At 73.6% G+C, this 15,943-nt stretch carries 3 protein-coding genes; all 3 read left to right on the top strand.

Annotated features, from left to right (window positions below; all coding sequences use genetic code 11):
- Positions 1-181 precede the first annotated feature (181 nt).
- The 3 genes from OO60_RS14230 to OO60_RS14220 are packed head-to-tail and all read left to right on the top strand — an operon-like array spanning position 182 to position 15,915.
- Entirely contained in the window at positions 182-397 is a 216-nt protein-coding gene (locus tag OO60_RS14230) for a DUF5988 family protein (RefSeq protein WP_033261526.1), read from the top strand.
- Positions 398-430: 33 nt separating this feature from the next.
- Positions 431-1,621, top strand: a complete 1,191-nt coding sequence (locus tag OO60_RS14225; protein WP_003060232.1) for a cytochrome P450 — start codon at positions 431-433, stop codon at positions 1,619-1,621.
- A gap of 41 nt (positions 1,622-1,662) precedes the next feature.
- A complete protein-coding gene (locus tag OO60_RS14220; RefSeq protein ID WP_003060229.1) occupies positions 1,663-15,915 on the top strand; it encodes a type I polyketide synthase in 14,253 nt (4,750 codons plus the stop codon).
- Positions 15,916-15,943 lie beyond the last annotated feature (28 nt).

Raw genomic sequence — 15,943 nt, 5'->3', positions numbered from 1 at the left:
GCTCCACGGGGGCTTCTTTCCTTTCCGGGGAAGGAAGTCCCCGTTTTCGTGCGCCCGCGTAGTGCCCCGGACCGCTCTACCAGAGTGAGGGATGCCGCCTGGTGGTGGCTCGCCTAGCCTGAATCGAGAATGAAGAGACCGGTCTGTGCTGGGAGAACCGGCGAAACAGGTGGAGGCCGCGATGAGTGTTACGCAGGTGAAAATCGCGTTGAGCGGTGGGCCGTCCGAACTGGCGGCGACGGAACGCAGTGTCCTGGCCTCCGCGCTGGACCGCACGCTCAAGATCCGCCACGGCGCCGGCTACGAGCATTTCGTGCACGGCGGGGAATTCCAGGCCGCCGACGGCTGCGAGATCGCGGTCTTCCGGTGGTCGCACCGGACGAAGATCGCCGAATAAAAAAGCACCGATCTCTCCTTTCGAAAGGTTTCCATGACCGAGGCAATTTCCTTCGAGGAGCCGTGGGCGCGGATTGACAAGTTCGACCCGCCCGCGATATTCGACACCCTCCGCGAAGAACGGCCGCTCGCGAAGATGGTTTATCCGGACGGGCACGTCGGCTGGATCGTTTCCAGCTACGAGCTGGTGCGCGAGGTGCTCAGCGACCCGCGGTTCAGCCACAGCTGCGAGGTCGGCCACTTCCCGGTGACGCACCAGGGTCAGGTGATCCCGACCCACCCGCTGATCCCCGGCATGTTCATCCACATGGACCCGCCGGAGCACACCCGCTACCGCAAGCTGCTGACCGGTGAGTTCACCGTCCGCCGCACGAGCCGGCTGATCCCGCGCGTCGAGGCCGTGGCCGCCGAGCAGATCGAGGTCATGCGCGCGAAGGGCGCACCGGCGGACCTGGTGCACGACTTCGCCAAGCCGCTGGTCCTGCGGATGCTGGGCGAGCTGGTCGGCCTGCCCTACGACGAGCGCGACCGGTACGTGCCCGCGGTGACCCTGCTGCACGACGCGGAAGCGGACCCGGCGGAGGCGGCGGAGGCCTACGGGCAGGCGCAGGCCTTCTTCGACGAGGTCATCGAGCGGCGCCGCGAGGAGCCCCAGGACGACCTCATCAGCTCGCTCGTCAATGAGGACCTGACGCTGGAGGAGCTGCGCAACATCGTCACCCTGCTGCTGTTCGCGGGGTACGAGACCACCGAGGGCGCGCTGTCCGTCGGCACGTTCGCGTTGCTGCACCACCAGGACCAGCTGGCGAAGCTGCGCGCGGAGCCCGCGAAGCTCGACGCCGCGATCGAGGAACTCCTCCGCTACATCACCGTCAACCAGTACCACACCTACCGGACCGCGCTGGAGGACCTGAAGCTCGACGGCGAGCTGATCAAGAAGGGCGACACGGTGACGGTGTCGCTGCCCGCCGCCAACCGCGACCCGGCCAAGTTCGGCTGCCCCGCGGAGCTGGACATCGAGCGTGACACCTCCGGGCACGTCGCCTTCGGGTTCGGCATCCACCAGTGCCTCGGCCAGAACCTCGCGCGCATCGAACTGCGGGCCGGGTTCACCGCGCTCCTGCGGGAGTTCCCCGGCCTCCGCCTGGCCGTCCCGGCCGACGAGGTTCCGCTGCGGCTGAAGGGTTCCGTCTTCTCGGTGGAGAAGCTCCCCCTCGCCTGGTGAGCGTTCTTCCCTCCGAAATGTCCGAAAGGATCTGCGGCACGGTGCGCACCGATCTCATCAAGCCACTTCACGTCGCACTCCTGGAGAACGCGACCCGTTTCCCCGACAAGGTCGCCTTCGCCGACGACCACCGGGCGGTCACCTACGGCGAGCTGGCGGCACGGACGCGCCGGCTCGCCGGGCACCTGGCCGCGCTGGGCGTGGCCCACGGCGACCGGGTGGCGATCTGCCTCGGCAACCGCGTGTCCACTGTGGAGAGTTACTTCGCGGTGCTGCGCGCAGGAGCCGTCGGCGTGCCGCTCAACCCGGGCGCGGCGACGGCCGAACTCGAGCACCCCCTGGAAGACAGCGGCGCGGTGGCCGTCATCACCGACGCCGCGCAGGCGGCGCGGCTGGCGTTCGCGCCGCACGTCCGGCTGCTGGTGACGGGCGACGACGTCCCGGCGGGGGCGCACGCGTACGACGAACTGGCGGTCACTGAACCGGCCACCCCCGCGCCGGACGACCTCGGGCTCGACGAACCGGCGTGGATGTTCTACACGTCGGGGACGACCGGGCGGCCCAAGGGTGTCCTGTCGACGCAGCGCAACTGCCTCTGGTCCGTCGCCTCCTGCTACGTGCCGTTCCCCGGCCTGTCCGATGCGGACCGGGTGCTGTGGCCGCTGCCGCTGTTCCACAGCCTTTCGCACATCGCCTGCGTGCTGTCGGCCACCGTCGTCGGCGCCACCGTCCGGATCGCGGACGGCAGCTCCGCCGACGACGTCATCCGGTTGCTGCGCGCGGAGGGCACGACGTTCCTGGCCGGGGTGCCCACGACGTACCACCACCTGGTGCGGGCCGCGCGGCAGAGCGGGTTCTCCGCACCGAGCCTGCGCATCGGCCTGGCCGGGGGAGCGGTCCTCGGCGCCGGGCTGCGCAGCGAGTTCGAGGAGACCTTCGGCGTCCCGCTGATCGACGCCTACGGCAGCACCGAGACCTGCGGCGCCATCACGATGAACCCGCCGGACGGCGCCCGCGTCGACGGGTCCTGCGGCTTGCCCGTGCCGGGCGTCGGGGTGCGGGTGGTCGATCCCGACACCGGGCTCGACGTGCCCGCCGGCCAGGAGGGCGAGGTCTGGGTCAAGGGGTCGAACGTCATGCTCGGCTACCACAACAGCCCGGAGGCGACCGCCGCCGCGATGCGCGACGGCTGGTTCCGCACCGGCGACCTGGCCCGCCGCGACGACGCCGGCTACTTCACCATCTGCGGCCGGATCAAGGAGCTCGTCATCCGGGGCGGGGCGAACATCCACCCCGGCGAGATCGAGGCGGTCCTGCGCACCGCCGACGGCGTCGCCGACGTGGCCGTCGCCGGAGCCCCGCACGACTCCCTGGGCGAGGTCCCGGTCGCCTACGTGATCCCCGGGCCGTCCGGGTTCGATCCCGCCGCCCTCGTCGAGCAGTGCCGCGAGCGGCTTTCGGCGTACAAGGTGCCGGAGCGGATCGTCGAGGTCGCCCACATCCCGCGGACCGCCTCCGGCAAGATCCGGCGCGGCCTGCTGGCCGACGAGCCGGGCGAGGTGCGGTACACCGCGGCCGAACACGAGGAAGAATCCCGGCAGGCCGACGAGGCCGTGGCCGCCGCCCTGCGCGCCCGGCTGTCCACTTTGGACGAGCGGGCGCAGCGGGAACTCCTGGAGGACCTCGTCCGTGCCGAGGCCGCCGACGTCCTCGGCGAGCCGGTCCCGGCCGATCGCGCCTTCCGCGACCTGGGCTTCACGTCGCTCGCCATCGTCGAACTGCGGAACCGGCTGACCGGCCGCACCGGCCGGTGGCTGCCCGCCGGCGCCGTCTTCGACCACCCGACACCGTCGGCGCTGGCCGCCCGCGTACGGGCCGAGCTGCTCGGCACGAGCCAGGACGTCACCGAGCCGGTGGTGGCGGCCGACCCCGGCGAGCCGATCGCGATCGTCGGGATGGCGTGCCGCCTGCCCGGCGGGATCGCCTCCCCCGAGGACCTGTGGCGGCTGGTGGCCGAGGGCGGCGACGCCGTTTCCGAGTTCCCCGGCGACCGCGGGTGGGACCTGGACGACCTGGTCGACCCGGACCGGGCGCGCCCCGGGACGTCGTACGTCGGCCACGGCGGGTTCCTGCACGACGCCGGGCTCTTCGACGCGGGCTTCTTCGGCATCTCGCCGCGGGAGGCCGTCGCCATGGACCCGCAGCAGCGGCTGCTGCTCGAGACGTCGTGGGAGGCCCTCGAAAACGCCGGTGTCGACCCGGTCGCGCTGAAGGGCACCGACACCGGGGTGTTCTCCGGGCTGATGAACCAGGGCTACGGCTCCGGCGCGGTCACCCCGGAGCTGGAGGGGTTCGTCACCACCGGGGTCGCGTCGAGCGTGGCGTCCGGCCGCGTTTCCTACGTGCTCGGGCTGGAAGGCCCGGCCGTCACCGTCGACACGGCGTGTTCGTCGTCGCTGGTCGCGATGCACCTGGCCGCGCAGGCGCTGCGGCAGGGCGAGTGCTCGATGGCACTGGCCGGCGGCGTCACGGTGATGGCGACACCGGGTTCGTTCGTCGAGTTCTCCCGGCAGCGGGCCCTGGCGCCCGACGGCCGGTGCAAGGCGTTCGCGTCGGCGGCCGACGGGACCGGCTGGGCCGAAGGCGTCGGCGTGGTCGTGCTCGAGCGGCTGTCGGTGGCGCGGGAACGCGGGCACCGGGTGCTCGCCGTGCTGCGCGGCAGCGCGGTCAACCAGGACGGCGCGTCCAACGGGCTCACCGCGCCGAACGGCCGGTCGCAGCAGCGGGTCATCCGCCGCGCGCTGGCCGCGGCCGGGCTGGCACCGTCCGATGTGGACGTCGTCGAGGCGCACGGGACCGGGACGACCCTCGGCGACCCGATCGAGGCGCAGGCCCTGCTCGCGACCTACGGCCAGGAGCGGGAGACGCCGTTGTGGCTGGGCTCGCTCAAGTCGAACATCGGCCACGCGCAGGCGGCGGCCGGGGTCGCCGGTGTCATCAAGATGGTGCAGGCGCTGCGGCACGAAGTCCTGCCCGCGACGCTGCATGTCGACAAACCGACAGCTGAAGTGGACTGGTCGGCCGGTGCGGTTTCGCTGCTGACCGAGGCCCGCGAGTGGCCGCGGACCGGCCGTCCGCGCCGGGCCGGGGTGTCCTCGTTCGGCGTCAGCGGCACCAACGCGCACCTGATTCTCGAGGAAGCCCCGGATGAGGGTCTGCCGCGGCTTGTCGTGAGTGGTAAGGCGAGTTCTAACTCGCCTTACCACTCACGACCGGGTGTGGTGCCGCTGGTGGTGTCGGCGCGGAGTGGGGCGGCGCTGGCCGGGCAGGCCGAGCGGCTGGCGGAGTTCCTCGAAGGGGACGTCTCGCTGACCGAGGTGGCCGCCGCGCTGGTGTCGCGCCGGGCGGTGCTGGACGAACGCGCGGTCGTCGTGGCCGGTTCGCGTGAGGAAGCCGTCGCCGGGCTGCGGGCGCTGAGCCCGGCCGGTTCGGGGACGCCGGGCAAGGTGGTGTGGGTGTTCCCGGGGCAGGGGACGCAATGGGCCGGGATGGGCCGGGAGCTGCTCGAAGCGTCGCCGGTGTTCGCCGAGCGGATCGAGGAGTGCGCGGCCGCGCTGGAGCCGTGGATCGACTGGTCGCTGCTCGACGTCCTGCGCGGTGAAGGCGAGCTGGACCGGGTGGACGTGCTGCAGCCCGCGTGTTTCGCGGTGATGGTCGGGCTGGCCGCGGTGTGGGAGTCCGTCGGCGTGCGCCCGGACGCCGTGGTGGGGCACTCGCAGGGTGAGATCGCGGCCGCGTGCGTGTCGGGTGCGCTGTCGCTGGAAGACGCGGCGAAGGTGGTGGCCCGGCGCAGCCAGGCCATCGCGGCGGAGCTGTCGGGCCGCGGCGGGATGGCGTCGGTCGCCCTGGGCGAGGACGACGTGGTGCCGCGGCTGGCCGGCGGGGTCGAGGTGGCCGCCGTCAACGGGCCGGCGTCCGTCGTCATCGCCGGGGACGCCCAGGCCCTCGACGAAACGCTGGAAGCGCTGTCCGCCGACGGGATCCGCGTGCGGCGGGTCGCCGTGGACTACGCCTCACACACCCGGCACGTCGAAGACATCGAGGCGACCCTCGCCGAGACCCTGGCCGGGATCCGCGCGCAGGCACCGGCCGTGCCGTTCTACTCGACCGTCACGAGCGGGTGGGTGCGGGACGCCGGTGTGCTGGACGGCGGGTACTGGTACCGCAACCTGCGCAACCAGGTCCGGTTCGGCGCGGCCGCGTCGGCCCTGCTCGAGCAGGGGCACACGGTTTTCGTCGAGGTCAGCGCGCACCCGGTGACGGTCCAGCCGCTCAGCGAGCTCACCGACGCGGTTGTCACCGGGACGCTGCGGCGCGACGACGGCGGCCTGCGTCGCCTGCTGACCTCGATGGGCGAGGTGTTCGCCGGCGGCGTCGACGTGGACTGGACCGCGGTCGTGCCGGCGGGCGGCTGGGTGGACCTGCCGACCTACGCCTTCGACCACCGGCACTACTGGCTCGAACCGGCCGAACCCGCGTCGGCCGGCGACCCGCTCCTGGGCACGATCGTCAGCACGCCCGGCTCGGACCGGCTCACCGCCGTGGCCCGGTGGACGCGCCGGACGCACCCCTGGGCCGTGGACGGCCTGGTGCCGAACGCGGCGCTGGTCGAGGCGGCCATCCGGCTCGGCGACCTCGCCGCCACGCCGTTCCTCGCCGAACTGACCATCGACACGCCCGTGCTGCTGCCGCCGCGCGGCCGGGACGTCCAGCTGATCGTCGGCGAACCCGGCGAGCGGGGACGTTCGATCGAGGTCTTTTCCCGCGAGGCCGACGAACCGTGGACGCGGCACGCCCACGGCACGCTTGCTCCCGCCGCCGCCGCGGTACCGGACCCGGCGGCGGCGGGAGACGCCATCGACGTCACCGTCGACGGGCTGCGGGACGCGGACCGGTACGGGATCCACCCCGCGCTGCTGGACGCCGCCGTCCGCACGATCGTCGGCGACCTGCTGCCGTCCGGCTGGACCGGGGTGTCCCTGCTGGCTTCCGGGGCCACGGCCGTCACGTGCACGCCGACGGCGACCGGCCTGCGGCTGACCGACCCGGCGGGGCAGCCCGTCCTGACCGTCGAATCCGTGCGGGGCACGTCGTCCGCCCCGCAACCGGCGGCCACCGACGCCCTCTTCCACGTCGGCTGGACGGAAATCCCGCTGCCCGCCGCCGAAACCGCGGACTTCGAGCCGTACGAAGCCACCTCGGTCGAGGCGACCCTGGCCAAGCTCCAGGACTGGCTGGCCGAGCCCGCGGAGACCCGGCTGGCCGTGCTCACCGGGGACTGCGAGAAGCCCGGCGTGGCCGAGATCTGGGGCTTGGTGCGCTCGGCGCAGTCGGAGCACCCGGGCCGGATCGTCCTGGCCGATCTCGACGACCGCGCCGCGCTGCCCGCCGTCGTGGCGACCGGCGAACCGCAGGTGCGGCTGCGCAACGGCGTCGCGTCGGTGCCCCGGCTGGCCCGGGTGGCGCCGCAGCGGGACGCGCGGCCGCTCGACCCCGAGGGCACCGTCCTGATCACCGGCGGCACCGGCACGCTCGGCGCGCTGACCGCCCGGCACCTCGTCACGGCCCACGGCGTCCGGCACCTGGTGCTGGTCAGCCGCCGCGGCGAGGCTCCCGAGCTGCAGGAAGAGCTCACCGCGCTGGGGGCGTCCGTCACCATCGCCGCCTGCGACGCGGCGGACCGGGCCCAGCTCGAAGCCGTCCTGCGGGCCATCCCGGCCGAGCACCCGCTCACCGCCGTCGTGCACACCGCCGGTGTCCTGGCCGACGGCGTCGTCACCGAGCTGACCCCGGACCGGATCGGCACCGCGCGGCGGCCGAAGGTGGACGCGGCCCTCCTGCTGGACGAGCTCACGCGGGACGCCGACCTCGCCGCGTTCGTGCTGTTCTCCTCGGCGGCGGGCGTACTGGGCAATCCCGGCCAGGCCGGGTACGCGGCCGCCAATGCCGGGCTGGACGCGCTGGCCCGCCGCAGGAACAGCGAAGGACGGCCCGCGGTGTCCATCGCCTGGGGCTACTGGTCGGCGGTCAGCGGGATGACCGAACACCTCGGCGCCGCCGACCTGCGGCGCAACCAGCGGATCGGGATGTCCGGCATCGAGGCCGGCGAGGGCATGGCCCTGCTGGACGCCGCCATCGGCACCGGCGGCGCCCTGGTCGCGGCCAAGTTCGACGTCGCCGCGCTGCGGGCGGCGGCGAAGGCCGGTGGCCCGGTTCCGCCGCTGCTGCGCGGCCTGGCCCCGCTGCCGCGCCGGACCGCGGCCAAGACCGCGTCCCTGACCGAGCGGCTGGCCGGGCTGGACGAGACCGGGCAGACCGACGCGCTGCTGGACCTGGTGCGGCGGCACGCCGCCGAGGTGCTCGGCCACGACGGCACCGCGTCCATCCACATCGGACGGACGTTCAAGGACGCCGGGTTCGACTCGCTGACCGCGGTCGAGCTGCGCAACCGCCTGGCCGCCGCGACCGGGCTCACCCTGTCCCCGGCGATGATCTTCGACTACCCGAAGCCCCCGGCGCTCGCGGAACACCTGCGCGCCAAGCTCGTCGGCGACCGGACACCGCGGAAGGCCGAGATCGGCACCGCCGCGGCCGACGAGCCGATCGCCATCGTGGCGATGGCCTGCCGCTTCCCCGGCGGCGTGCACAGCCCCGAGGACCTGTGGCGGCTGGTCGCCGACGGCGTCGACGCCGTCACCGAGTTCCCCGCCGACCGCGGCTGGGACACCGACCGCGTCTACCACGAAGACCCCGACCACGAAGGCACCACGTACGTCCGGCACGGCGCTTTCCTCGACGACGCCGCCGGGTTCGACGCCGCCTTCTTCGGCATCTCGCCCAACGAGGCACTGGCCATGGACCCGCAGCAGCGGCTCCTGCTGGAGACGTCCTGGGAGCTGTTCGAACGGGCCGCGATCGACCCGACCACCCTGGCCGGGCAGGACATCGGCGTCTTCGCCGGCGTCAACAGCCACGACTACAGCGTGCGGCTGCACCGGGCCACCGGGGTCGAGGGCTTCCGGCTCACCGGCGGTTCCGCGAGCGTGCTCTCCGGCCGCATCGCCTACCACTACGGCGTCGAAGGCCCGGCCGTCACGGTCGACACCGCGTGCTCGTCTTCGCTGGTGGCGCTGCACATGGCGGTCCAGGCCCTGCAGCGCGGCGAGTGCTCGATGGCCCTGGCCGGCGGCGTGATGGTGATGGGCACGGTCGAGACGTTCGTCGAGTTCTCCCGGCAGCGCGGGCTGGCCCCCGACGGCCGGTGCAAGGCGTTCGCCGACGCCGCGGACGGCACCGGCTGGTCCGAGGGCGTCGGGCTGCTCCTGGTGGAGCGGCTGTCCGAGGCGCGGCGGCGGGGGCACCAGGTGCTGGCCGTGGTCCGCGGGTCGGCGGTCAACTCCGACGGCGCGTCCAACGGCCTGACCGCGCCGAACGGCCCGTCCCAGCAGCGCGTGATCCGCAAGGCGCTGGCCGCCGCCGGACTGTCCACATCGGACGTCGACGCGGTGGAGGCGCACGGCACCGGCACGACCCTCGGCGACCCGATCGAAGCCGAGGCCCTGCTGGCCACCTACGGCCAGGACCGCGAGCGGCCGCTCCTGCTCGGGTCGGTGAAGTCGAACCTCGGGCACACGCAGGCCGCGGCGGGGGTCGCGGGCGTGATCAAGATGGTCATGGCCATGCGCCACGGCGTGCTGCCCAAGACGCTGCACGTCGACCGGCCGTCGTCCCACGTGGACTGGGCTTCCGGTGCGGTCGAGCTGCTGACCGAGGCCCGCGAATGGCCGGTCAACGGCCACCCGCGGCGGGCGGGCGTGTCGTCCTTCGGCATCGGCGGCACCAATGCGCACGTCGTCCTCGAAGAGGTTCCCCAGCCGGTCGCGGCGCCGCAGCCGGAGCCCGCCGAGTTCCTGGTGCCGGTGCTCCTCTCCGCGCGTTCGGCGGCCGGACTGCGCGGGCAGGCCGCGCGGCTCGCCGGCTTCCTCGACGCCGACGTCCGTGTCCCCGATGTCGCCCACGCACTGGCCACGACCCGGGCGCAGCTCGACCACCGGGCCGTCGTCCTGGCCGCCGACCGGGACCAGCTCCGCGCGGACCTCGCCGCGTTCGGCCCCGGGGTCGTGACCGGGACGCCGGTCGACGGCAAGCTGGCCGTCCTCTTCACCGGCCAGGGCAGCCAGTGGGCCGGGATGGGCCGCGAACTCGCCGAGACGTTCCCGGTGTTCCGCGACGCCTTCGAGGCCGCGTGCGACGCCGTGGACGCGCACCTGGGCGGCCGTCCGCTGCGCGAGGTCGTCTTCACCGATCGCGAGCTGCTCGACCAGACGATGTACACCCAGGGCGCGCTGTTCGCCGTGGAGACCGCGCTGTTCCGGCTCTTCGAGTCCTGGGGCGTGCGGCCGGATCTGCTGGCGGGCCACTCGATCGGCGAACTCGCCGCCGCGCACGTGTCCGGCGTGCTGGACCTGGCCGAAGCGGGCGAACTGGTCGCCGCGCGCGGCCGGCTGATGCAGGCCCTGCCCGCGGGCGGGGCGATGGTGGCCGTCCAGGCGACCGAGGACGAGGTCGCGCCCCTGCTCGGCGACACCGTCTGCGTGGCCGCGATCAACGGCCCGGACTCGGTCGTGCTGTCCGGCGCCGAGGACGCCGTGCTGGCCGCGGCGGCCGAGCTGGCGGGCCGCGGCCGCAAAACGAAGCGGCTGACCGTCAGCCACGCCTTCCACTCCCCGCTCATGGAACCGATGCTCGACGACTTCCGCGCGGTCGCGGAAAGCCTGACGTACCGGCCCGGTTCCGTGCCCGTGGTCTCGACGCTCACCGGCGAACTCGCGCCGCTCGACAGCCCGGACTACTGGGTCGATCAGGTGCGCAACGCGGTGCGGTTCGGCGACGCCGTCACCGAGCTGGCCGCCCAGGGCGCGACGACCTACCTCGAACTCGGCCCGGGCGGCGCCCTGGCCGCGATGGCCCTCGGCACGCTCGGCGGGCCGGAGCAGAGCTGCGTCGCCACGCTGCGCAAGAACGGCGTGGAGGTCCCCGACGTCCTCACCGCGCTCGCCGAGCTGCACGTCCGCGGCGTGGCCGTGGACTGGACGGCGGTGCTCGGCGAGCCGGGTGCGGCGGTCGGGACCGTCCTGCCCACCTACGCGTTCCAGCACGAGCGGTACTGGGTCGACACCGACGGAACGCCGGAGGTCACCCCGCCCGCCGCGCCGATCCTGGCCCAGCCGGTGGCGGACGTCCTCGAGCTGGTCCGGGAGAGCGCCGCGGTGGTGCTCGGGCACCGGGACACCGGCGCGTTCGACCTCGACCGGTCCTTCAAGGACCACGGGTTCGACTCCCTCAGCGCGATCAAGCTCCGCAACCGCCTGCGCGACTTCACCGGCGTCGACCTGCCCAGCACGCTGATCTTCGACTACCCGAACCCGGCCGTCCTCGCCGATCACCTGCGGGCCGAGCTCGCCGGCGAGCGCCCGGCCGCGCCGGTCACGGTGACGCGGGACGTCTCCGACGAGCCGATCGCGATCGTCGGCATGAGCACCCGGCTGCCGGGTGGCGCGGACAGCCCCGAAGAGCTGTGGAACCTGGTCGCGGAAGGCCGGGACGCGGTGTCCGGCTTCCCCGTCGACCGCGGCTGGGACCTGGACGGCCTCTACCACCCGGACCCGGCCCACGCCGGGACGAGCTACACGCGTTCGGGCGGCTTCCTGCACGACGCGGCCCAGTTCGACGCCGGGCTCTTCGGCATCTCGCCCCGCGAAGCCCTGGCCATGGACCCGCAGCAGCGGCTGCTGCTGGAGACGTCGTGGGAGGCCCTCGAACGCGCAGGCGTCGACCCGCTGTCCGCGCGCGGCAGCGACGTCGGCGTCTTCACCGGGATCGTCCACCACGACTACGTGACGCGGCTGCGCGAAGTGCCCGAAGACGTCCAGGGCTACACGATGACCGGCACGGCTTCGAGCGTCGCGTCCGGCCGGGTGGCCTACGTGTTCGGCTTCGAGGGCCCGGCGGTCACCGTCGATACGGCGTGCTCGTCGTCGCTGGTGGCCATCCACCTGGCGGCGCAGGCGCTGCGGCAGGGCGAGTGCTCGATGGCACTGGCCGGCGGCGCGACCGTGATGGCCAGCCCGGACGCCTTCCTGGAGTTCTCCCGCCAGCGCGGGCTTTCCGCCGACGGCCGGTGCAAGGCGTACGCGGAAGGCGCGGACGGCACGGGCTGGGCCGAGGGCGTCGGCGTGGTCGTCCTCGAACGGCTTTCGGTGGCCCGCGAACGCGGCCACCGGGTCCTCGCGGTGCTGCGCGGCAGCGCGGTCAACCAGGACGGCGCGTCCAACGGCCTGACGGCGCCGAACGGGCCGTCGCAGCAGCGGGTGATCCGCGGCGCGCTGGCTTCGGCCGGGCTGGCACCGTCCGATGTGGACGTCGTCGAAGGGCACGGGACCGGCACGGCGCTGGGGGACCCGATCGAGGTCCAGGCGCTGCTGGCCACCTACGGGCAGGAGCGGGACCAGCCGTTGTGGCTCGGCTCGCTGAAGTCGAACATCGGGCACACGCAGGCCGCCGCGGGCGTGGTGGGCGTGATCAAGATGGTCATGGCCATGCGCCACGGCGTCATGCCGGCCACCCTGCACGCCGACGAGCGCACCAGCCAGGTCGACTGGTCGGCGGGCGCGATCGAGGTGCTCACCGAGGCACGGGAGTGGCCGCGGACCGGCCGTCCGCGCCGGGCGGGCGTGTCCTCCTTCGGGGCCAGCGGCACCAACGCGCACCTGATTCTCGAGGAAGCCCCTGATCCGGGTCTGCCGCGGCTTGTCGTGAGTGGTAAGGCGAGTTCTAACTCGCCTTACCACTCACGACCGGGTGTGGTGCCGCTCGTGGTGTCCGCTCGCAGTGCCGGGTCGCTGGCCGGGCAGGCCGGGCGGCTGGGCGCGGTTCTTGAGGATGAGTCGTTGGCGGGGGTGGCCCGCTCGCTGGTGACGGGGCGCGCGACGCTGAACGAACGCGCGGTCGTCATCGCGGGCTCGGCCGGTGAGGCGCAGGCCGGGTTGCAGGCGCTGGCCCGTGGTGAGAATGCGCCCAGCCTCGTGACCGGGACCGCGGGCAAGCCCGGCAAGGTCGTGTGGGTGTTCCCCGGCCAGGGCTCGCAGTGGGCGGGCATGGGCCGGGAGCTCCTGGATTCGTCGCCGGTGTTCGCCGAGCGGATCAAGGACTGCGCCGCCGCGCTGGAGCAGTGGACCGGCTGGTCGCTGCTCGACGTGCTGCGCGGCGAGTCCGACCTTCTCGACCGGGTCGACGTCGTGCAGCCCGCGAGCTTCGCGATGATGGTCGGCCTCGCCGCGGTGTGGACCTCCCTGGGTGTGGTGCCGGACGCGGTCTTGGGCCACTCCCAGGGCGAGATCGCCGCCGCCTGCGTGTCCGGTGCGTTGTCGCTGGACGACGCGGCGAAGGTGGTCGCGTTGCGCAGCCAGGCCATCGCCGCCGAATTGGCCGGCCGCGGCGGCATGGCGTCGGTCGCGCTGAGCGAGGCAGATGCGGCCGCCCGGCTGACGCCGTGGGGGGACCGGGTCGAGGTGGCCGCGATCAACAGCCCGTCTTCGGTGGTGATCGCCGGGGACGCCGAGGCCCTCGACCAGGCCCTCGCCGCCCTGGAAGCCGACGGCGTCCGGGTGCGGCGGGTCGCGGTGGACTACGCCTCGCACACGCGGCACGTCGAGGCCATCGCCGAAACCCTGGACAAGGCCCTGGACGGCATCACCGCGCAGGCACCGGCGATCCCGTTCTACTCCACCGTCCTCGGCGCGTGGATCGAGGACGGCGTCGTCGACGGCGGCTACTGGTACCGGAACCTGCGGCAGCAGGTGCGGTTCGGCCCGTCGGTGGCCGACCTGGCCGGGCTGGGGCACACGGTGTTCGTCGAGATCAGCGCCCACCCGGTGCTGGCCCAGCCGCTGAACGAGATCAGCGACGACGCCGTGGTGACCGGGTCGCTGCGGCGCGACGACGGTGGTCTCCGGCGCCTGCTGACCTCGGCGGCCGAGCTGTACGTCCGCGGCGTGGCGGTGGACTGGGCCGCGACGCTGCCCGCGGCCGGTCCGGTCGACCTGCCGACGTACGCCTTCGACCGGCGGCACTTCTGGCTGCACGAAGCCGAAACCACGGAAGCCGCCGAAGGTGCGGACGGCGAGTTCTGGACCGCGGTCGAACAGTCCGATGTGGACAGCCTGGCCGAGCTGCTCGACCTGGTGCCGGAGCAGCGCGGGGCGCTCAGCACCGTCGTGCCCGTGCTGGCCGGGTGGCGCGACCGGCGCCGCGAACGCTCGACCGCCGAAAAGCTGCGGTACCAGGTCACCTGGCAGCCCCTGGAGCGCGAAGCCACCGGGGTGCCCGGCGGCCGCTGGCTGGCCGTCGTCCCGGCCGGCACCACCGACGCGCTCCTGGACGAACTGACCGGCCAGGGCCTCGACATCGTCCGGCTGGCGATCGAGGAACCTTCGCGGGAGCAGCTGGCCGGGCGGTTGCGGGAGGTCCTCGGGGAGCACGACCTCACCGGCGTGCTGTCGCTGCTCGCGCTCGACGGCGGCCCCGCGGACGCGACCGAGATCACCGCCTCGACGCTCGCGCTGGTCCAGGCCCTCGGCGACACGAACGCCGCCGCGCCCCTGTGGTGCCTCACCTCCGGCGCGGTGAACATCGGCATCCAGGACGCCGTCACCGCACCGGCCCAGGCGGCCGTGTGGGGCCTCGGCCGCGCCGTCGCGCTGGAGCGCCTCGACCGGTGGGGCGGCCTGGTCGACCTGCCCGCGGCGATCGACGCGCGCACGGCTCAGGCCCTGCTCGGTGTCCTGAACGGCGCCGGCGGGGAAGACCAGCTCGCGGTCCGGCGGTCGGGCGTGTACAGCAGGCGGCTGGTCCGCAAGCCGGTGCCGGAGTCCGCGACGGGCAAGTGGGAACCGCGGGGCACGGTCCTGGTCACCGGCGGGGCCGAAGGGCTCGGCAGGCACGCCTCGGTCTGGCTCGCGCAGTCCGGCGCCGAACGGCTCATCGTCACCGGCACCGACGGCATCGACGAACTGAAGGCCGAGCTGGCCGGGTTCGGCACCACGGTCCTGTCCTGCGCCGACACCGACCGGGACGCGATCGCGCGGCTGGTGGCGGACGCCGAGGTCACCGCCGTCGTGCACGCCGCGGACATCGCGCAGACCAGCTCCGTCGACGACACCGGTGTGGCCGACCTCGACGAGGTGTTCACCGCCAAGGTGACCACCGCGGTGTGGCTGGACCAGCTGTTCGAGGACACCCCGCTCGACGCCTTCGTCGTGTTCTCCTCGATCGCCGGCATCTGGGGCGGCGGCGGGCAGGGCCCGGCGGGTGCGGCGAACGCCGTCCTCGACGCCCTGGTCGAGTGGCGCCGGGCCCGCGGCCTCAAGGCGACGTCGATCGCCTGGGGCGCTCTCGACGAGATCGGCATCGGCATGGACGAGGCCGCCCTCGCCCAGCTGCGCCGCCGCGGTGTGCTCCCGATGGCGCCGCCGCTGGCGGTCACCGCGATGGTGCAGGCCGTCGCCGGCAACGAGAAGGCCGTGGCGGTGGCCGACATGGACTGGGGTGCCTTCATCCCCGCGTTCACGTCGGTCCGGCCCAGCCCGCTGTTCGCCGACCTGCCCGAGGCGAAGGCGATCCTGCAGGCCACCCAGGACGACGGTGAAGACGGCGACACGGCGTCGTCGCTCGCGGATTCGCTGCGGGCGGTCCCGGACGCCGAGCAGAACCGCATCCTGCTGAAGCTGGTCCGCGGGCACGCCTCGACGGTGCTCGGCCACAGCGGCGCCGAAGGCATCGGCCCGCGGCAGGCGTTCCAGGAGGTCGGCTTCGACTCACTGGCCGCGGTCAACCTCCGCAACAGCCTGCACGCGGCCACCGGGCTCAAGCTGCCCGCGACGCTGATCTTCGACTACCCAACCCCGGAGGCGCTGGTCGGCTACCTGCGCGTCGAGCTGCTCCGGGAAGCCGACGACGGCCTGGAGGGGCGGGAAGACGACCTCCGGCGGGTCCTCGCGGCCGTGCCGTTCGCCCGGTTCAAGGAAGCGGGCGTGCTGGAGGCCCTCCTCGGCCTGGCCGACGCGGAAGCCGGTCCGGAGCCGGAAGTCCCCGCACCGGCCACCGGCGACGCAGAACTGATCGACGCACTGGACATCTCCGGTCTCGTGCAACGGGCCCTCGGGCAGACGAGCTGACCGCCGATGGCGAACGAATCGTGGAGGA

This window comes from Amycolatopsis vancoresmycina (genome assembly GCF_000716785.1).
Taxonomy (GTDB): Bacteria; Actinomycetota; Actinomycetes; order Mycobacteriales; family Pseudonocardiaceae; genus Amycolatopsis; species Amycolatopsis vancoresmycina.
Note: the sequence above shows the minus strand (reverse complement) of the source record. Positions and strands in the feature narration are given on the sequence as shown.